Raw genomic sequence first — 18,668 nt, forward strand, 5'->3', positions numbered from 1 at the left:
CCTACGCACCTCTTGCGGAGTAACCAACTGGTTGGTTACCTACTCTCATGACACGGATCACGAGCCCCTTCGGCAGCACCTCCACCGCGCTCGAGGTGGTCGACGGCGCCGACCTCACCGGGCGCCGCGCCGTCGTCACCGGCGCCTCCTCCGGCATCGGCGTGGAGACCGCCCGTGCCCTCGTCCACGCGGGCGCCGACGTGACGCTCGCCGTCCGCGACACGGCGGCCGGCGAGCGCACGGCCGCGGACCTGCGCCGCACGAGCGGCCGGGACGACGCCGTGCACGTGGCCGCCCTCGACCTCGCCGACCTCGCCTCCGTCGACGCCTTCACCGCCGCGTGGGAGGGCCCGCTCCACGTCCTCGTCGCGAACGCCGGCGTCATGGACACCCCGCGGGGCACGACCGCGCAGGGCTGGGAGACCCAGCTCGGCACCAACCACCTCGGGCACTTCGCCCTCGCGACCGGGCTCCACGACGCGCTGGCCGCGGCCGGCGACGCCCGGGTCGTCGTCGTCTCGTCCAGCGGCCACGCGGCCTCCCCCGTCGTCCTCGACGACCTCATGTTCGAGCACCGCGCGTACGACGGGGGCCTCGCCTACGGGCAGTCGAAGACGGCGAACGTCCTCTTCGCCGTGGAGGCGACGCGGCGCTGGGCGGGCGACGGGATCACCGCCAACGCCCTCATGCCCGGCGGCATCTGGACGCCGCTGCAGCGGCACTGGAGCGCCGAGCAGCGCGCGGCGGCCGAGCGGCAGTCGGAGCAGGCCGAGGCCGCCGGCCTCTTCCGCATGAAGTCGACGGAGCAGGGCGCCGCGACGTCCGTCTTCCTCGCCACCTCCCCGCTCGTGGCGGGGGTCGGCGGCCGCTACTTCGAGGACTGCCACGAGGCCGAGGTGGTCGAGCAGCTCGACGGGCTCCACGGCGTGCTGCCGCACGCGCTCGACGCCGACGACGCCCGCCTGCTCTGGGACGTCAGCGAGGAGCTGCTCGCCGCCGCCCGCGCGCAGGGCTGACGGCGACCTCCGCCGGCGCCGCGGGCGGTACCGCCGCGGCGCCGGGCAGCACCACGCGGAAGGCCGTGCGCCCGGGCCGTGACGCGACCCCGACGGTCCCGCCGTGCGCCTCGACGACGGCCCGCGCGATCGCGAGCCCGAGCCCCGTGCTGCCGGCCGCCCGCGAGCGCGAGGTGTCGGCCCGGGCGAAGCGCTCGAACACCGTGGGCAGCACGGCCGGGTCCACGCCGGGCCCGTCGTCCTCGACGACGACCTCGGCCCCGCCGTCCACCGCGCGCAGCCGCGTCGTCACCGTCGTGCCGGGCGGCGTGTGGGTCCGCGCGTTGGCCAGCAGCCCCGCGAGCACCTGGTGCAGCCGGGCCGCGTCGCCCGGGACGACGAGCGCCTCGCCGTCGTCCTCGTCGTCCCCGCCCTCGGGCAGGTCGAGCACCCAGCGGTGGTCGGGCCCCGTCACCTGCGCGTCGCTGACGGCCTCGACGACGAGCAGCGGCAGCTCGACCTCCTCGCGCTCGAGCGGCCGCCCGGCGTCCAGCCGGGCGAGGAGCAGGAGGTCCTCGACGAGCCCGGTCATCCGGGTGGCCTGCGACTCGACGCGCTCGACGGCGTGCGCCACCTCGGGCGGGAGGTCGTCGCGCCGGCGCAGCGCCAGCTCGGCGTACCCGCGCACCGACGCGAGCGGCGTCCTCAGCTCGTGGCTCGCGTCGGCGACGAACTGGCGCACCTGCGTCTCGCTGCGGTGCCGCGCGTCGAGCGCGGAGCCGACGTGGACGATGAGCCGGTCCAGCGCGGCGCCGACCTGCCCCACCTCGGTGGACGGGTCGGTGTCCCGCGGCGGCACCCGCACCGGGAGGTCCACCGCGCCGCGGTCGAGGGGCAGGCGCGAGACCGCCGTCGCCGTCGCGGCGACGCGGCGCAGCGGCCGGAGGCCCCGGGCGAGGACGGCGTTGGTCGCCAGGACCGCGGCGAGGATGCCGAGCGCGGCGAGCAGCAGGACGGCCACCGCGAGCTCGCGCACGACGGTGGTCGTCGGCTCCAGCGGCTGCCCGACGAGCACGCTGCCCGCGTCCGTGGCCGTCGCCGCCACGCGGTACTCGCCGAGCCCGGGGACGTCCACGGTGACCGGCTCGTCGAGGGGGACGGCCGCGAGCGGGGCGGCCTGGTCGGCGTCGAGGTACTGCTGCTGCGGAGGCCCCGCGCGGTTCCCGACGAGCGTCGCGGCGACGATCTGCCCGTCCTCGACGCGCGCGCCGAGGGACCCGACCCCGAGCCCACGCAGCAGGAAGTCCGGCTGGTCCTGATCCCGAGCCGGACCGCCCGGTCCCGGGGGCCCGTCGCCGACCCCCGCCTGCGCCACCTCCGACCGCACCTGCTGGTCGACCTGCCCGACGAGCACCCGGTCGACGACGAGCAGCGTGACGCCGCCCGTCAGCAGGAGGACGCCCACGAGGACGGCGCTCAGCCCGGCGAGGAGGCGCGCGCGCAGCGTCCACGGCCGCCGGCCGGCCCGGCGCCCGCGGCGGCTCATGCGCCGTCGTCGGGGGCGGCCCCCGGCTTGATGACGTAGCCCGCCCCCCGGAGCGTGTGGATCATCGGCGCCCGGCCCTTGTCGACCTTGCGGCGCAGGTAGGAGATGTAGAGCTCGACGACGTTGGCCTGGCCGCCGAAGTCGTAGCTCCAGACGCGGTCGAGGATCTGCGCCTTCGACAGGACACGGCGCGGGTTGCGCATGAGGTAGCGCAGCAGCTCGAACTCCGTGGCGGTGAGCCGGACCTCCTCGCCGCCGCGGCGCACCTCGTGGCTGTCCTCGTCGAGCTCGAGGTCGCCGACGACGAGGACGCTGTCGGGGGCCGAGCCGGTCGCGCCCGTCCGGCGCAGGAGGGCACGGACCCGCGCGACGACCTCCTCGAGGCTGAAGGGCTTGGTGACGTAGTCGTCGCCGCCGGCGGTGAGGCCGGCCACCCGGTCCTCCACCGCGTCGCGCGCGGTGAGGAAGAGCACGGGGACGTCGACGCCGTCGGCCCGCACCCGTCGCAGGACCTCGAGGCCGTCGAGGTCGGGAAGCATGACGTCGAGGACGACGGCGTCCGGCCGCCACGTCCGGGTCTCGCGGACGGCGCTGCCGCCGTCGGGCGCCGTCCGGACGTCCCAGCCCTCGTAGCGCAGCGCCATCTGCAGCAGGTCCCGCAGGTTGGCCTCGTCGTCGACGACGAGGACCCGCAGGGGGCTGCCGTCGCGGCGCACGAGGCCGCTGCGCGCGGACGCGGTGGGGGTCGTCATGGCGGCAAGGGTGCCCCCGCCCGCCGTCCGCCGCCCGTGCGTCGGCTGTGCGCCGCCTGTGCGGGTCGTGGGGCGGGTCCGGTGGGAGCGCCCGCGCCCGGCCGTCGTGGCAGGCTGGCCGCCGCAGCTGCCGCCCCGGGTCCTCCCGGCCGGACCCAGGAGGCCCCTCGTGCGTCGCCACGCCGCCACGCTCGTCACCGCCGTCGTCGGCGGGCTGCTCACCCTCACGGGCATCGCGCTGCTCGTGCTGCCGGGCCCGGGCATGGTGCTCGTGGCCCTCGGCCTCGCGCTGCTCGCCACGGAGTTCGCCTGGGCGCGCAAGCCGCTCGGCTACGCCCGCAACCGCGCCGAGGCCGGGGTCCGCCAGGTCGGACGCCACCGCACGTCGGCGCTCATGGCCCTCACGTGCGCGGCCGCCCTCGCCGGCACCGGGGTCGTGCGCCTGTCCGGGGTGTCGGTCCCCTTCGTCTCGGAGCTGACGGCCGTGCTCCTCGTCGTGAGCGGCATCTTCCTCGTCGGCACCCTGCTGTACGCCCGGAGCGTCGTGCGCCGGGCGCCGGTCTGAGGAGGCGGCGATGACGGGCACCGACGCAGGGCTGCAGCGTTTCGTCGACGCGCAGGGGGGCGGTACCTACGAGGGCGCGCTCGCCGAGCTGCGCGCGGGCCGCAAGCGCGGCCACTGGATCTGGTACGTCCTGCCGCAGCTCGCCGGGCTCGGCTCCTCCCCGACCTCGCAGCACTACGGCGTCCACGGCCTCGCGGAGGCGCGGGACTACCTCGCCCACCCCGTCCTCGGTCCGCGGCTGCGGGAGTGCGCGGCCGCCCTCGCCGACCTCCCCGGCCGGGACGGGACGCCGACCGGTCCCGTCGACGCCGTCGCCGCGCTGGGGTCCGTCGACGCCCTCAAGCTCCGCTCCTCCGTGACGCTCTTCGCGCTCGCCGCCGAGGACGCCGGGGAGAGCTCCCAGGTCTTCCGCACGGTGCTGGACCGCTGCTGCGACGGCGTCGAGGACCCGCGGACGCTGGCGCTGCTCGGGCGCTGACCGGGGACCGGCCGGTCGCGCCGCCCCTCCCGTCCCGGTCCGACCACTTCTGACGCGGACGCGGCGGAACCTTCCGGGACGTCCCTCCTGCCGCGTACGGTGCCCCCGTGGACGTCGGGCACGCAGGGGTGCTGCAGCAGCTGCGTGCTGCCGTCCTCGGCTCCCTCGTGCTCGCGCTCGCCGCAGGGGCGCACGTCCTCGGCGGCGGCGCCCTGCCCGCGCCGGCCCTCCTCCTCCTCGTCGCCGTCCTCGTGACGGCCGCCTCCGCGGCGCTGGCCCGGGCGCGGCCCGCCGCCCGCGGGCGGCTGCGCCACCGCGAGGTCGTCCCCGTGCTCGCCGTCGGCCAGGCGGCGCTCCACGGCCTCCTCACCGGGCTGAGCGCGCCGGTCGCCACGGCGTCCGCCGCCCCGCTGGCCCCCGGCGGCCACGTCCACGGCCTGCTGCCCCGGATGCCGCGCCCCGGCGGCGCCGCGGCGGAGGGCCCGCTCGCGGCGGTGCTGGACCAGGCGACGTCGCCGATGCTCCTCGCCCACGTCGTCGCCACGCTCGTCACCTCGGCGGCCGTCGTGGCCGCGGACCGGGCCTGGGCGTCCGCCGTCGCGTGGGCGACCCGGGTGCTGCCGGCCCTCCTCGTGCTGCTGCGCGGCCCCCTCGCCGGCCCGACGCCGCGGGTGCGGCCCGGTCCGGCCCGGCGCCGCACGGTGCCGACGGGCGTCGTCGTCGCCGCGCTGCCCCACCGCGGGCCGCCGCGGGTGCTCGCGGCCGTCTGACGGCGCCCCTCCCTCCCCACCCGTCCGGGACCCGTGGTCCCGGACGGCACCGCCGACGTCTCTCCGGACGTGCGGTCGTGCCGCCGTGGGCCGGGACGGGTCCCGCGGGTCCGGCCGCCGACGCCGACCACCCGCCCCCCGGGGCGGCGCACCGTCGCGCCGCCCGTGGAAGGACCCGCCATGACCACCACCACGCCCCCGCGCCCCGCCCCGCCCGCCGACCCCGCCGACCGGCCCGAGCCGGCCCCGCGCGGACGCACGGCCGACCTGCTGCGCCCCCTGCTCCTGCGCCTGCACTTCCTCGCGGGGCTCTTCGTCGCCCCCTTCGTCCTCGTCGCCGCGGTCAGCGGTGGCCTCTACGCCCTCACGCCCGTCATCGAGCGGCCGATCTACGCCGACCTCCTCACCGTCGACCCCGTGACGGCCCCCCTCCCGCTCGCCGACCAGGTGCTCGCGGCCACCGCGGCCGCCGCCGACGGCACCGTGCCGGGCGTCGACGCCGACGCCCCCGGCATGGGCGGCGACGTCGTCGCCGTGCGGCCCGCGCCGGACGTCGAGGGCACGACCCGCGTCATGCTCGACGACGGCACGCTGCCGGAGTCCACGACGCGGGCCGTCTTCGTCCACCCCGGCACCGGCGTCGTCCTCGGCAGCGAGTACGTCTACGGCACGAGCGGCGCCATGCCGGTGCACACGTGGGTCGGGCTCCTCCACCGCCAGCTGCACCTCGGCGAGGCGGGCCGCCTCTACAGCGAGCTCGCGGCGTCCTGGCTGTGGGTCGTCGCCCTCGGCGGCCTGGCGCTGTGGGTCGGGCGGGCGCGGCGCAGGCGCAGTGCGAAGGCGCTCGTCGTCCCGCAGACGTCGGGCCCGCGCCGCGCGCGGCTGCGCTCGTGGCACGGCGTGGTCGGCCTCGGGCTGGTGCTCGGGATGCTCATGCTCTCCGCGACCGGCCTCACCTGGTCGCGCTTCGCCGGCACGAACATCACCGACCTGCGCGCCGCCGCGGGCTGGTCCAACCCCGCGCTCGAGACGGGCCTCACGGCCGGCGCCGGCGCCGAGGTCGTCCCGGAGGACAGCCCGGACGCCGCGTCCGGCGCGGCCGACGAGCACGCCGACCACGGCGGCGCGGGCGAGGACATGACGGCGGACGAGCACGCGGCGCACTCCGACGAGGAGCACGCGGCGATCACCGGCGAGGACGACGGCCACGCGGGCCACGGCAGCGCCCTGCCGACGACGACGGCCGACTGGTCCGGTGTGGACGACGTCCTCGCCTCCGCCCGCGGCGCCGACATCACGGCCGGCAAGCTGGAGATCAAGCCGCCGGCCGACGTCGACGAGGCGTGGGCCGTCACCGAGATCGACCGCGGGTTCCCCACGCAGGTCGACGCGGTCGCCGTCGACGGCAGCACCGGGGAGGTCGTCTCCGACACCCGCTTCGCCGACTACCCCTTCATGGCGAAGATGGCCCGCTGGGGCGTCGACGTCCACATGGGCTCGATGTTCGGCCTCGTCAACCAGGTCGCCCTCGCGCTCCTGGCCGCCGGCGTCGCCGCGGTGACGGTGCTCGGCTACCGCATGTGGTGGTCGCGCCGTCCCCCGCGCGGCCCGTGGTGGCGGCTGCCCGCCGCCCCGGCGCGCGGCGGCCTGCGCCGCCTCCCGCTGCCGGTGCTCGTGCCGCTGGTCCTCGTGGTCGTCGCCGTGGGCTACGCGCTGCCGATGCTGGCGGCGTCGCTCGTCGTCTTCCTCGTGGCCGACGCCGCGGTGGGCGTCGTCCGGCGCCGGCGGCCGCAGGCACCGGCGACCACGTGACGGGCGCGGACGTCCCGTCCTGCGCCCCCGCGCTCCCGGGGCACGCGGGGGTGGGTCACCCTGGAGGCACCATGCGCAGCGCACAGAGCACCCGGACCGCCACCCGCCACGCCGCCCGCGCCCGGGCCGCCGCCCGTGTCGGCGCCGTCCCGGCGCGGCGGGCGGCGGCCGCCGTCGGCGCGCTCGGCCTGTCGGCGGGGCTCCTGCTCGTCGGCGCGCCGGGCGCGGCCGCCCACGACCGGCTCGTCTCCTCCACCCCCGCGGCGGACGAGACGCTCGACGCCGTCCCCGCCGAGGTCGTGCTGACCTTCTCGGCGGAGGTGCAGGAGCTCGGGACGGTGGCCGAGCTGCACGAGGGCGGCGACGCCGTCGTCGCGGCGGACGCCTCGCGGGTCGACGGCCGCGACGTCGTCCTCGACCTCCCCGACGACCTCCCGGCCGGCGCGTACGACGTCGTCTACCGCGTGACGTCGTCCGACGGGCACCCCATCAGCGGCGAGATCCCCTTCACCCTCGACGTCGCCGCGGCGCCCACGACGGCCGCGCCGACGCCGTCCGCGAGCCCGGCGCCGTCGCCCACCAGCGCGGCGCCGACGACGTCCGAGCCCGACGTCGCGCCGAGCCCGACCGCCGACGCGACGGAGCCCGCGGCCGGCACCGACGGCGGCGTCCCGTGGGCGCCCGTCGTCGCGGTCCTCGTCGTCGTGGCGCTGGGCGCGGCGGCGGCCGTGGTCCTCGGCCGGAGGCGCCGCCCCACCCGCTGACCCGCACCACCACGAGCAGGCGCCTGTTCGCGCTCCGAGGGCCTTCCCCGGTGACGAACAGGCGCCTGTTCGTGCGCGGACGGCGTCTCACGGCACGAACGGGCGCCTGCTCGCGCTCCGGAGGCCTGCCCGACGACGAAGAGGCGCCTGCTCGCGACGTCCGCGGGTGGGACCACGCACGACGACGCCCCCCACCCGAGCGGGTGGGGGGCGTCGTCGTCAGCGAGGCCGTGCCGGGACGGTCAGTCCCAGGTGAGGCCGCCGCCGGTCTGGTACTCGATGACCCGGGTCTCGAAGAAGTTCTTCTCCTTGCCGAGGTCCATCACCTCGCTCATCCACGGGAAGGGGTTCTCCGCGGGCGGGTACACCGGCGCCAGGCCGAGCTGGCCGCAGCGACGGTTGGTGATGAAGTGCATGTACTCCTCGCACAGCTCGGCGTTGAGGCCGAGCAGGCCGCGGGGCATCGTGGAGCGCCCGTAGGCCACCTCGAGCTCGCACGCCTGGCGGAGCATGCCGCGGACCTCCTCCTGGAAGTCCTCGCTCCACAGGTGCGGGTTCTCCGCCTTGATCTGGTTGATCGTGTCGATGCCGAAGTTCAGGTGGATCGACTCGTCGCGGAGGATGTACTGGTACTGCTCGGCGATGCCGACCATCTTGTTGCGGCGGCCCAGCGACAGGATCTGCGCGAAGCCCGTGTAGAACCACATGCCCTCGAAGATCACGTAGAAGGCGATGAGGTCGCGCAGGAACTGCGTGTCCGTCTCCGGCGTGCCGGTGCGGAACTCCGGGTCCTCGAGCGCCTGGGTGTACTGCAGCGCCCAGGCGTCCTTCTCCGTGATGGACGGCACCTCGCGGTACATGTTGAAGAGCTCGCCCTCGTCCAGGCCGAGGCTCTCGCAGATGTACTGGAAGGTGTGCGTGTGCACGGCCTCCTCGAAGGCCTGGCGCAGCAGGTACTGGCGGCACTCGGGGTTGGTGAGGTGCCGGTACACCGCGAGCACGATGTTGTTGGCGACGAGCGACTCGGCCGTGGCGAAGAAGCCGAGGTTGCGCTTGAGCATGAGGCGCTCGTCGTCGGTGAGGCCGCCCGGGGAGTTCCACAGGGCGATGTCCGCCTGCATGGAGACCTCGGTCGGCATCCAGTGGTTGCCGCAGCCGGAGAGGTACTTGTCCCACGCCCACGTGTACTTCATGGGCAGGAGCTGGTTGACGTCGGCGCGGCCGTTGATCATCCGCTTCTCGCTGACGTCGACCCGGCCGGCCCCGGCCTCGACGCTGCCGAGGCCGGTGGCCGTGCCCGCCGAGTCGAGCTCGGCGGCGTGGGGGTCCACGCCGGTCCCCGCGTCGGGGGCCGTCTCGGAGAAGGGGCGGCGTGCGCCGGGGACACCGGCGGTGGGCTGGGGGGCGGGAGCGTCGTCCCAGTCGAGAGTCACTGGCAGGCCTCGCATTCCGGGTCCTCGATGGCGCACGCCTGCGGCGCGCGGTAGACGTCCGGCACCACCGGGGCGATGCCCGCGGCGATGACGGGGGTGGTGCGCACCTGGGCGGCGGGTGCCGCCTGCGGCGCGACGGCCACCGGCGCGGGCGCCGGGGCGGGAGCAGCGGCCGGCTGGACCGCGACGGCGTTGAGACGGCCGTCGGTGCCCTGCAGCGTGGACTTCTCCACGTGCGTGCGGCTGGAGCTGCGCAGGTAGTAGGTCGTCTTGAGGCCGTGGCGCCACGCGGACCGGTAGAGGCGGTCGAGCGTCCGGCCGTTGGGCTCCATGACGTACAGGTTGAGCGACTGGGCCTGGTCGATCCACACCTGGCGGCGCGAGCCGGCCTTCACCAGCCACTCCGGGTCCACCTCGAAGGCGGTCGCGTAGAGCGCCTTGAGGTCGGCGGGCACCCGGTCGATCTCGCCGAGGCTGCCGTCGTAGTACTTGAGGTCGCTGACCATGACGTCGTCCCAGAGCCCGCGCTCCTTCAGGGCGCGCACGAGCGAGGTCGAGACGACCGTGAAGTCACCGCTCATGTTCGCCTTGACGTACAGGTTGCGGTACTGCGGCTCGATCGACTGGCTGACGCCGACGATGTTGCTGATCGTCGCCGTCGGCGCGATGGCCATGATGTTGCTGTTGCGGACGCCGACCTTCATGACGCGCTCGCGCAGCGAGCTCCAGTCGAGGCGCTCGACGACCGGCTGCTCGAGGTCGCCGTCGCGGGCGGCGGCGACGCGGGCCACGGAGTCGTGGGGCAGGACGCCCTGGCTCCACAGCGAGCCCGGGAACGACGCATAGGCGCCGCGCTCCTCGGCCAGGTCGGCCGACGCGCTGATGGCCGCGTGGCTGATGGCCTCCATGCTCGTGTCGGCGAAGTCGACCGCCGCCTCGCTGGCGTAGGGCAGGCCCAGCGTGAACAGCGCGTCCTGGAAGCCCATGAGGCCCAGGCCGACCGGACGGTGCTTGCGGTTGGAGTTCTCCGCCTGCGGGATCGTGTAGAGGTTGATGTCGATGACGTCGTCGAGCATCCGCACCGCGGTGCGGACGGTCCGACGCAGCTTCTCGACGTCGAGGCCGTCGGCCGTGACGTGCTGCGCGAGGTTGATCGAGGCGAGGTTGCAGACCGCGACCTCGTCCTTGCTCGTGTTGAGCGTGATCTCCGTGCAGAGGTTCGAGGAGTGCACGACGCCGGCGTGCTGCTGCGGCGACCGGAGGTTGCAGGCGTCCTTGAAGGTGATCCAGGGGTGCCCGGTCTCGAAGAGCATCGTCAGCATGCGGCGCCAGAGGTCGACCGCGCGGACCGTGCGGAAGACGCTGATGCGCCCGGCGGCGGCCTCGGCCTCGTAGTGCTCGTAGCGCTCCTTGAACGCGGTGCCGTAGAGGTCGTGGAGGTCCGGCACCTCGTTCGGGGAGAACAGCGTCCACTGCCCGTCGGCCTCGACCCGCTGGAGGAAGAGGTCCGGCACCCAGTTGGCCGTGTTCATGTCGTGCGTGCGGCGGCGGTCGTCGCCGGTGTTCTTGCGCAGGTCGAGGAACTGCTCGACGTCGATGTGCCACGTCTCGAGGTACGCGCAGACGGCGCCCTTGCGCTTGCCGCCCTGGTTGACGGCGATGGCCGTGTCGTTGGCGACCTTGAGGAACGGGACGATGCCGGACGACGAGCCGTTGGTGCCCTTGATGTAGGAGCCCGTGCCGCGCACCGGCGTCCAGTCGTTGCCGAGGCCGCCGGAGAACTTGGCGAGCAGCGCGTTGTCGCGGATGCCGGAGTAGATGGCGTCGAGGTCGTCGTCGACGGTCGTGAGGAAGCAGGAGCTGAGCTGCGGCCGCACGGTGCCGGCGTTGAAGAGCGTCGGCGTCGACGTCATGACGTCGAAGCTGGACAGCGCCTCGTAGAACTGGATGGCCCGCGCCTCGCGGTCGTCCTCCTCGAGCGCGAGGCCCATGGCCACGCGGAGGAAGAAGGCCTGCGGCATCTCGAAGCGCACGTTCTTCGTGTGCAGGAAGTACCGGTCGTACAGCGTCTGCAACCCGAGGTACGTGAAGTCGAGGTCCCGCTCGGGGTGGATCGCCGCACCGAGCCGCTCGAGGTCGAACTCGAGCAGGCGCGGGTCGAGCCGCTCGTCGGCGACGCCGTGACGCACGTAGTCGGCGAAGTACGCGGGGTAGCGGACGGCCATCTCGGCCTGGCTGGCCTGCTGCGGCTCGCCGGCGAGGAGGGTGAGGACCTCGGCGCGCAGGACGTCGAGGAGCAGCCGGGCGCTGACCTGGCTGTAGTCGGGCTCGGTCTCGACCATGGAGCGGGCCGCGAGGACGGGAGCCTGGGCCAGCTCGGCGGCGGTGATGCCGTCGTAGAGGCTGCGGGCCGTCTCGGCGAGCACGGCGGAGGCGTCCACCGCGGCGTCGAGCCCGGCGGCGGCCTCGCCGACGACGAGGCGGAGGCGGTCGACGTCGAGCGGGGCGCGCGAGCCGTCGGGCGCCGTGACCGAGAAGGCGGCGACGCGGGCGGCGCCGGGCAGCTCGGGGAGCTCGACGAGGCCGGAGGCGGCCGCGGCCCGCTCGGCCGGCGTGGCGCTCTCCCGGGCGTCCGGGTCCTCGAGGGTGGCGGCCGCGGCGCGCAGCCGGGCGTGCTCCTCGCGGTAGAGGACGTAGGAGCGGGCCACGCGGTGCTCGCCGGAGCGCATGAGCGCCAGCTCGACCTGGTCCTGGATCTCCTCGACGTCGACGGACCGCCCGGCGCCGTAGCGGCGCTCGAGGGCGGTGACGACCTGCTGCGTGAGGCCGTCGACGAGGTCGCGCACGCGGCTGCTGCCGCCCGCGCCCTGGCCCTCGACGGCGAGGAAGGCGGCGCGCATGGCCGCGCCGATCTTGGCGGGCTCGAACGGCGCGACGCCGCCGTCCCGCTTGAGCACGGCGATGCGGGCACGGGCCGGCGACGTGCCGCCCGACCCGTCCGTCGTGGCCGCTGACGGCCTCTCTGCGGTCTGGGTCATCGAGCCCTCTTCCCTCGTGCTTCGTCTGCGTCAGGCTTCGTGCGACGTCCTGGTCGGCGGTCGGCGTGGTCAGCGCCCCGCGTCACCACGACACTACATCTGGGGGCCGACATCGGCACAAGGCCCTGCATGTCGTGGTCGGCGTGTCGCGCCGCCGTCCACAGGCGGTCCCCCGTCGTGCACCCGCCGTCCCCCGCTCGTCCCCCGTCGGTCCACCGCTCGTCCCCAGGCGAGGGGCCGGCGAGGCCTCACGACGAGTGTGGCGAGGGGGTCCGACACCGGGCCGTCGCCGGCCGCCGGGGCGGGCCGGGACGGCTCGCCCCCGGGCGTCAGGCGGTCGCGCGGAACCGCCGCAGCCGCAGGCTGTTGGTGACGACGAAGACCGACGACAGGGCCATCGCCGCGCCGGCGACCATGGGCGTCAGCAGCCCCGCCATCGCCAGCGGGATCGCGGCGACGTTGTAGGCGAAGGCCCACACGAGGTTGCCGCGGATGGTCCGCAGCGTCGCCCGCGAGAGCCGGACCGCGTCCGCCGCCGACCGCAGGTCCGCCCGCACGAGGGTGAGGTCCGAGGCCTCGACGGCCACGTCCGTGCCCGTCCCCATCGCGATGCCGAGGTCGGCCTGCGCCAGCGCGGCGGCGTCGTTGACGCCGTCGCCGACGACCGCGACGACGTGCCCCTCCGCCTGCAGCCGCCGGACGACGTCGAGCTTGCCGGCGGGCAGCACGCCCGCGACGACCTCCTCGACACCGACCTCCGCGGCGACGGCGCGGGCCGCCGCCTCGTGGTCGCCCGTGACGAGGACCGGTCGCAGCCCGAGCGCGCGCAGCCGCCGCACCGCCTCCGCCGACGTCGGGCGGACGGTGTCGGAGACGACGAGCAGCCCCCGCGCCGCGCCGTCCCAGCCGACCGCGACGACGGTGCGCCCGTCCGCCCCGGCGGTCGCCAGGGCGTCCTCGAGGGCGGGCGTGAGCGCCAGCCCGCGCCCGGCGAGCAGGCGCGGGCGCCCGACGACGACCCGCCGCCCCTCGACGTCGCCCTCCACGCCGAGGCCGTCGAGCGACGCGAAGCCCGTCACGTCCGGCAGCCGCCCCCGGTCGGCGGCGGCCGCGGCGACGGCGCGGGCCACGGGGTGGTCCGAGGCCGCCTCCAGCGCCCCCGCCGTCCGCAGCACCGCGGCGGCGTCCTCGCCGGCGGCGGGCACGACGTCGCGCAGGGACATCCGCCCGGTCGTCACCGTGCCGGTCTTGTCGAGCACGACGACGTCGGCCCGCCGCGTCTGCTCGAGCACCTCGGGCCCGCGCACGACGACGCCCATCCGGGCGCCCCGGCCGGTGCCGACCATGAGCGCGGTCGGCGTCGCGAGCCCCAGCGCGCAGGGGCAGGCGATGATGAGGACGGCCACGGCGGCCGTGGCGGCGGTGGCCCACCCGGCGCCGGCGCCGAGCCAGAAGCCGAGCGTCGCGACGGCGAGCGCGACGACGACCGGGACGAAGACGGCGGAGACGCGGTCGGCCAGCCGCTGGACCGACGCCTTGCCCTCCTGCGCCCGCTCGACGAGCGCGGCGACCTGCGCCACCTGCGTGTCGGCGCCCACTCGGTCCGCGCGCACCACGAGGCGCCCGCCGGCGTTGACGCCGCCGCCCATGACGACGTCGCCCGGACCCACCTCGGCGGGCACCGGCTCGCCCGTGAGCGCCGCGACGTCGACGGCCGAGGCGCCCTCGAGGACGAGGCCGTCGGCGGCGACCTTCTCGCCGGGCCGGACGACGAAGACGTCGCCGACGGCGAGGTCGGCCACGGGCACGCGCACCTCCACGGTGCCGTCGCCGTCGGGCGCGGGACGGCGGACCGCGACGTCCTTGGCACCGCTCTCCAGCAGGGCCCGGAGGGCGTCGCCGGCCCGCCGCTTCGAGCGCCCCTCGAGGTAGCGCCCGGCGAGGACGAAGGTCGTGACGCCGGCCGCCGCCTCGAGGTAGACGGACCCCAGGCCGTCGGCCTCTCCGGCGAGCCACGTGAAGTCGTGGGTCATGCCGATCTCGCCCGCCGTCCCGAGGACCAGGGCGTACAGCGACCACACGAGGGCGGCGAGGGTGCCGACCGAGACGAGCGTGTCCATCGTCGCCGCGCCGTGCCGGAGGTTCGTCCAGGCAGCGCGGTGGAAGGGCCACCCGCCCCAGGCGACGACGGGCAGCGCGAGGGCGAGGGACAGCCACTGCCACCCGGGGAGCTGCCACGCCGGGACCATCGCGAGCACGACGACCGGCACCGAGAGCAGCGCCGACACGACGACACGGCGCCGGAGCCGGAGCCGGCGGAGCGCCTCCTCGGCCGCGCCGTCGGACGCCGCGGCGGCCTCGTGCTCGCGGGCGGTGTACCCCGCGGACTCGACGGCGGCGACGAGCACGTCGGTCGACGTCCCGGCCGGCGCCGTCACCCGCGCGCGCTCGGTGGCGTAGTTGACCGTGGCGCTCACGCCGTCGAGCTTCCCCAGCTTCCGCTCCACCCGGGCCGCGCACGAGGCGCACGTCATGCCGCCGACCTCGAGGTCGACGCTGCGGACGGCGATGCTGCCGGGGCGGTCCATGGGTGCCTCCGAGAGGTGCGGGGTGGGGCGGGCGGTGCGGGGCGGCGTCAGCCGTGGTCGGGCGCCGGGTGGTCGCCGTCGTGGGCCGCGGGGGCGGCGGGCGCGCCCGGCGGCGTCACCGGGCCGACGAGCGCGCCGACGCCCAGGCCCGCGCCGAGGACGGCGACGAGGAGGAGCCCGAAGGCCCCTAGCCGGCGGGCCGGGCGGTCGGGCGCGTCGGCGGCCGCGCCGCGGACCTCGAGGGCGCTCACGCCGGGGCGAGCGCGTAGCCCGCCTCGGCGACGGCCGCGGCGACGGCGGCGTCGTCCACGGGGCCGGCGCCCTCGGCCGGGGTGACGACGAGGCGGCCCGACGCGAGGTCGACGTCGACGCCGGCCACGCCCGGCACCTCGCCGACCTCCTCGGTGACGGACCGGACGCAGTGCTCGCAGGTCATGCCGGTGACGACGTAGGTGCTCGAGCTCACGGGGTGCCTCCTGGCGGTGGTCGTGGGGTGCTTCAGCTGCGGACGAGGCGGGCGATGGCCTCGGACGCCTCGCGGACCTTGGCGTCCGCCTCGGGGCCGCCCGTCGCGACGGCGTCGGCGACGCAGTGCGCGAGGTGCTCCTCGACGAGGCCGAGCGCGACGTTCTGCAGCGCCCGGGTCGTCGCGGAGACCTGCGTGAGGATGTCGATGCAGTACGCCTCCTCCTCGACCATGCGCTGCAGCCCGCGGGCCTGCCCCTCGATGCGCCGCAGCCGTCGGAGGTAGTCGTCCTTGCGCTGCATGTAGCCGACGTGGGCGCCGGCGCCGTGCCCGCCGTCGTCCGCCGCGGCGTCCTCGGTGGTCGTCATGCGTCCCCTCTCGTCGACCGACACCCTACCCCCGTGGGGTATCGGCACAACGTCCGGCGACCTCAGGGGCTTCCCGGGGGCCGCACGACGACGGCCCGCCCCGGCGCGCTGCCGGGACGGGCCGTCGTCGTGCGGGGCGGTCAGGCGTCGGTGAGGTCGCGCACCTGCGCGTAGCGCGCGCGGACGGCGCGGCCGGGCGCCGGGTCCTCCGGCGCGTCGTAGGTGACGCTCTCGCCGTCCAGGGCCTCGTCGCCCCACTCGGGCGCCTCGGCGGCCCCCGTCGCGGCCCACGCGGCCTGGCGGGCGGCGCCGTCGGCGACGGACTCCCCCGGCGGCGGCACGACGACGGGACGGCCCAGGACGACCGGCGCCACGCGCCGCACGGCCTCGGAGCGGGCGCCGCCGCCGACGAGGACGACGCGGTCCACGCGGGTGCCCTGCTCGACGAGCGCGTCGATGCCGTCGGCGAGCCCGCAGAGCAGGCCCTCGACGGCGGCGCGCGCCAGGTGGGCCGGCGTCGACGTCGAGAGGGTCAGCCCGTGCACGGCACCGGTGGCGCCGGGGCGGTCCGGCGTCCGCTCGCCCTCGAGGTAGGGCACGAGCACGAGACCGCCCGCACCGGACGGCCCCTCGAGCGCGAGGTCGGAGAGGCGGCCGACGTCGACGCCGAGCAGGTCGGCCGTGGCCGTGAGGACGCGCGCCGCGTTGAGCGTGCAGACGAGCGGGAGCTGGCGGCCGGTGGCGTCGGCGAAGCCCGCGACGATGCCGGTCGGGTCGACCGGCGCGGTGTCCGAGGGCCCCGAGACGACCCCCGAGGTGCCCACGGAGACGACGACGTCGCCGGGCCGCGCCTGGACGCCGAGCGCCGCGGCGGCGTTGTCACCCGTGCCCGCGCCGAGCAGCACGCCCGGGGCCGGGCCGTCGGCGCTGCCGCGGCCGGCGCTCTCGGCCGGGCCGAGCACGCGCGGCAGGTGCGGCAGCTCCTCGTCCGGGCCGCGGCGCAGCGCGCGGCGCAGGACCTCGGGGAGGTAGGAGTTCGTGCGGGCGTTGAAGTAGCCGGTGCCGCTGGCGTCGCCGCGGTCGGTGGCCAGCGCCTCGAGGCCGGCGGCCGGCCCGCCCGCGAGCATCCACGTCAGCCAGTCGTGCGGGAGCGCGACGGCCGCGGTGCGCGCGGCGTTCTCGGGCTCGGCGTCGGCGAGCCAGCGCAGCTTGGTGACCGTGAAGGAGGCCACGGGGACGACGCCGACCTGCTCGGCCCACGCCTGCCGCCCGGCGGCCTCGTCGCCGTCGCCGAGCTCGCGGATGAGGTCGGCGGCGGCCTGCGCGGAGCGGGTGTCGTTCCACAGCAGGGCGGGTCGCACGACCCGGCCGTCCGCGTCGAGGCAGACCATGCCGTGCTGCTGCGCGCCGACGGACACCGCCTCGACGTCGTCGAGACCGCCGGCGTCGGTGACGGCCTCCTGGAGGGCCGCCCACCAGGCGGCCGGGTCGACCTCGGTGCCTGCCGGGTGCGCGGCGCGGCCGGAGCGCACGAGCGCCCCGGTGGCGGCGTCGCGGACGACGACCTTGCAGGACTGGGTCGACGAGTCGATGCCGGCGACGAGCATGCGGGGGTGCCTCCTGGGCGGGTCTCCGGCGCGGCTGCGCGTCCGGGGCGCCGGCGGCAGCGCCACGTCCCAGCCTGCCACGACCGCCTCCCTCCCCGGGCGGGGAGGGAGGCGGTCGCGGGACGGCGGGCGGTGCCGGTCAGTCGATCTCGACCGGGTCGGCGGCGAGGGCGGTGGCGCGGCCCTCCGGCGTCGCCGTGATGCTGCCGGGCAGGCTGTCGTAGGTCGACGGGTCGATCCGGTCGACGGCGCCCGTGGCGGCGTCGCGCAGCATCTGCTGGACCCCGGCCACCGTCGCCCGGGTGAAGCGCTCCCGGCCGCGCTGGCCGAGGGTCTGCGTCTGGCCGCGGATCTCGAAGAGGACCGTGCTCGTGCCGTTGAGCGCGAAGGCCGACCGGGCCTGGCCGGGCAGGTCGCGCTCGGGCGCGTGGCCGTAGCGGACGCCGAGGTAGCCCGCCGCCTCGATGCCGTTGAACGCCGAGATGGCCAGCTGCCGCGACGGGTCCTGGGCGTTCTCGTAGGGCGCGTACTTGCCGCCCTCCTCGAACTCCCAGTCGGGCAGCGGCGGGTAGTCGACGGCGACGTCGATGAGCTCGCCGGTGTCGTCGCGGGCCACGCAGGCGCCCTGGTGGTGGATGTCGAGGAAGCCGTCGACGCCGTCGAACTGCTCGTCGAGCTCGACGTAGAGGTCGCGCAGCGCCTGCGACTCCGGGCTGATGAAGAAGCCGAACTGCGAGCCGTCGCCGGGGAGGTCGGCCGGGTCGGGCACGTAGTCGAGGTCCGCGTGGAAGTCGCGGTTGAGGTCGAAGCCGGGGCGGCTCGTGTAGTCGTCGCCCTGCTGGACGCGGGTGATGTAGTTCCACGCCGGCGCCGCGGTGGCGAGCTGCGGGAAGTCCTCGACGACCTCGGCCCAGGTGCGGTCGTTCCCGCGACGGTCCAGCTCGGCGCCGTCCGCGTTGAGCTTGGGGACGGCGACGACGGTCACGCGGTCGCGGATCAGCTGGGCCTCGCGGCTCGAGGACGTCCCGAGCCACTCGAGCACCCGCAGCAGCGCGTCCGGGCCGACCTTCTCGTTGCCGTGGATCTCGGCGTTGAGCAGCATCACCTGGTCACCGGTGCCGACGGTGGCGGCCCAGATCTCCCGGTCCCGGTTGCTGCGCCCGACCTCGCGGTAGGTGACCCGCCCCTCGCTGACCCGCACGAGCCGGTCGAGCTCGCGGCCGAGCTCGGCGTGGTCGGTGAACTGGGTGATGGGGTTGTCACGGACCTGCGTCACGCAGGGCGGCGACGACGACGCCGCCGCGGTGGCCGCGGGGGCGGTCGCCCCGACGGCGACGACGGTCCCGAGGACGAGCGGCAGCCCCGCGAGTGCGTCGGTGGCGCGACGACGGGCGGGACGGGGGCGGGCGGCGTGGCGCACGGCGGCTCCAGGGCTCGGGGCACGGCGCCGCCCCCGGGCCGGTCCCGGGCGTCTGCGCCATGTGTC

16 protein-coding genes are annotated in these 18,668 nt (G+C 76.4%); 6 read left to right on the forward strand and 10 right to left on the reverse strand.

Annotated elements, in window-relative coordinates:
- Positions 1-47: 47 nt before the first annotated feature.
- On the forward strand, positions 48-1,016 hold the full coding sequence (locus EDC03_RS04395; protein ID WP_123378991.1) for an SDR family NAD(P)-dependent oxidoreductase: 969 nt from the start codon (positions 48-50) through the stop codon (positions 1,014-1,016).
- Here the strand turns inward: EDC03_RS04395 and EDC03_RS04400 are convergent.
- Together EDC03_RS04400 and EDC03_RS04405 are read right to left on the reverse strand one after the other, a co-directional pair.
- Entirely contained in the window at positions 976-2,541 is a 1,566-nt protein-coding gene (locus EDC03_RS04400; RefSeq protein WP_123378992.1) for a sensor histidine kinase, read from the reverse strand. The genes EDC03_RS04395 and EDC03_RS04400 overlap by 41 nt on opposite strands.
- Positions 2,538-3,293: a response regulator transcription factor gene (locus EDC03_RS04405; protein WP_123378993.1), complete on the reverse strand. Its 756-nt coding sequence runs from the start codon at positions 3,291-3,293 to the stop codon at positions 2,538-2,540. The genes EDC03_RS04400 and EDC03_RS04405 overlap by 4 nt, the downstream gene beginning before the upstream one ends.
- A 169-nt stretch (positions 3,294-3,462) precedes the next feature.
- Between EDC03_RS04405 and EDC03_RS04410 the strand changes: the two genes are divergently transcribed.
- The 5 genes from EDC03_RS04410 to EDC03_RS04430 all read left to right on the forward strand — a co-directional run bounded on the left by EDC03_RS04410 (position 3,463) and on the right by EDC03_RS04430 (position 7,682).
- A complete protein-coding gene (locus EDC03_RS04410) occupies positions 3,463-3,858 on the forward strand; it encodes a PGPGW domain-containing protein (RefSeq protein WP_199719935.1) in 396 nt (131 codons plus the stop codon).
- Positions 3,859-3,868: 10 nt separating this feature from the next.
- Positions 3,869-4,336: a DUF1810 domain-containing protein gene (locus EDC03_RS04415; RefSeq protein ID WP_123378994.1), complete on the forward strand. Its 468-nt coding sequence runs from the start codon at positions 3,869-3,871 to the stop codon at positions 4,334-4,336.
- A 107-nt stretch (positions 4,337-4,443) separates the two neighbouring features.
- On the forward strand, positions 4,444-5,106 hold the full coding sequence (locus tag EDC03_RS04420; RefSeq protein WP_123378995.1) for a hypothetical protein: 663 nt from the start codon (positions 4,444-4,446) through the stop codon (positions 5,104-5,106).
- A 180-nt stretch (positions 5,107-5,286) separates the two neighbouring features.
- Positions 5,287-6,918, forward strand: coding sequence for a PepSY-associated TM helix domain-containing protein (locus EDC03_RS04425; protein ID WP_123378996.1), 1,632 nt, complete (start codon positions 5,287-5,289; stop codon positions 6,916-6,918).
- Positions 6,919-6,989: 71 nt separating this feature from the next.
- Positions 6,990-7,682 carry a copper resistance CopC family protein gene (locus tag EDC03_RS04430; RefSeq protein ID WP_123378997.1) on the forward strand — a complete coding sequence of 231 codons (693 nt, stop codon included), beginning with the start codon at positions 6,990-6,992 and terminating at the stop codon, positions 7,680-7,682.
- A 242-nt stretch (positions 7,683-7,924) separates the two neighbouring features.
- Here EDC03_RS04430 and EDC03_RS04435 read toward each other — a convergent pair whose 3' ends face one another.
- From EDC03_RS04435 to EDC03_RS04470, 8 genes are all read right to left on the reverse strand, one after another.
- A complete protein-coding gene (locus tag EDC03_RS04435) occupies positions 7,925-9,130 on the reverse strand; it encodes a ribonucleotide-diphosphate reductase subunit beta (RefSeq protein WP_123378998.1) in 1,206 nt (401 codons plus the stop codon).
- Complete coding sequence (locus tag EDC03_RS04440; protein WP_123378999.1) at positions 9,112-12,153, reverse strand: ribonucleoside-diphosphate reductase subunit alpha; 3,042 nt, start codon at positions 12,151-12,153, stop codon at positions 9,112-9,114. The genes EDC03_RS04435 and EDC03_RS04440 overlap by 19 nt, the downstream gene beginning before the upstream one ends.
- 329 nt (positions 12,154-12,482) lie before the next feature.
- Complete coding sequence (locus tag EDC03_RS04445) at positions 12,483-14,741, reverse strand: heavy metal translocating P-type ATPase (protein WP_123379000.1); 2,259 nt, start codon at positions 14,739-14,741, stop codon at positions 12,483-12,485.
- 47 nt (positions 14,742-14,788) lie between these two features.
- Entirely contained in the window at positions 14,789-14,992 is a 204-nt protein-coding gene (locus EDC03_RS04450) for a hypothetical protein (RefSeq protein ID WP_123379001.1), read from the reverse strand.
- A complete protein-coding gene (locus EDC03_RS04455; RefSeq protein ID WP_241967028.1) occupies positions 14,989-15,207 on the reverse strand; it encodes a heavy-metal-associated domain-containing protein in 219 nt (72 codons plus the stop codon). The genes EDC03_RS04450 and EDC03_RS04455 overlap by 4 nt, the downstream gene beginning before the upstream one ends.
- Positions 15,208-15,239: 32 nt before the next feature.
- Positions 15,240-15,575, reverse strand: a complete 336-nt coding sequence (locus tag EDC03_RS04460; RefSeq protein ID WP_123379002.1) for a metal-sensitive transcriptional regulator — start codon at positions 15,573-15,575, stop codon at positions 15,240-15,242.
- Positions 15,576-15,715: 140 nt separating this feature from the next.
- Entirely contained in the window at positions 15,716-17,182 is a 1,467-nt protein-coding gene (xylB, locus tag EDC03_RS04465; protein ID WP_123379003.1) for a xylulokinase, read from the reverse strand.
- 139 nt (positions 17,183-17,321) lie between these two features.
- Positions 17,322-18,602: a M14 family zinc carboxypeptidase gene (locus tag EDC03_RS04470; RefSeq protein ID WP_123379004.1), complete on the reverse strand. Its 1,281-nt coding sequence runs from the start codon at positions 18,600-18,602 to the stop codon at positions 17,322-17,324.
- Positions 18,603-18,668: the final 66 nt, after the last annotated feature.

Source organism: Pseudokineococcus lusitanus (assembly GCF_003751265.1).
GTDB classification, from domain to species: Bacteria; Actinomycetota; Actinomycetes; order Actinomycetales; family Quadrisphaeraceae; genus Pseudokineococcus; species Pseudokineococcus lusitanus.

Excerpts from the sequence above, each read along its gene's own strand:
- EDC03_RS04395 (WP_123378991.1), top strand. The coding sequence starts at position 48 with ATGACACGGATCACGAGCCCCTTCGGCAGCACCTCCACCGCGCTCGAG.
- EDC03_RS04400 (WP_123378992.1), bottom strand. The coding sequence starts at position 2,541 with ATGAGCCGCCGCGGGCGCCGGGCCGGCCGGCGGCCGTGGACGCTGCGC.
- EDC03_RS04405 (WP_123378993.1), bottom strand. The coding sequence starts at position 3,293 with ATGACGACCCCCACCGCGTCCGCGCGCAGCGGCCTCGTGCGCCGCGAC.
- EDC03_RS04415 (WP_123378994.1), top strand. The coding sequence starts at position 3,869 with ATGACGGGCACCGACGCAGGGCTGCAGCGTTTCGTCGACGCGCAGGGG.
- EDC03_RS04425 (WP_123378996.1), top strand. The coding sequence starts at position 5,287 with ATGACCACCACCACGCCCCCGCGCCCCGCCCCGCCCGCCGACCCCGCC.
- EDC03_RS04430 (WP_123378997.1), top strand. The coding sequence starts at position 6,990 with ATGCGCAGCGCACAGAGCACCCGGACCGCCACCCGCCACGCCGCCCGC.
- EDC03_RS04435 (WP_123378998.1), bottom strand. The coding sequence starts at position 9,130 with ATGCGAGGCCTGCCAGTGACTCTCGACTGGGACGACGCTCCCGCCCCC.
- EDC03_RS04440 (WP_123378999.1), bottom strand. The coding sequence starts at position 12,153 with ATGACCCAGACCGCAGAGAGGCCGTCAGCGGCCACGACGGACGGGTCG.
- EDC03_RS04445 (WP_123379000.1), bottom strand. The coding sequence starts at position 14,741 with ATGGACCGCCCCGGCAGCATCGCCGTCCGCAGCGTCGACCTCGAGGTC.
- EDC03_RS04460 (WP_123379002.1), bottom strand. The coding sequence starts at position 15,575 with ATGACGACCACCGAGGACGCCGCGGCGGACGACGGCGGGCACGGCGCC.
- xylB (WP_123379003.1), bottom strand. The coding sequence starts at position 17,182 with ATGCTCGTCGCCGGCATCGACTCGTCGACCCAGTCCTGCAAGGTCGTC.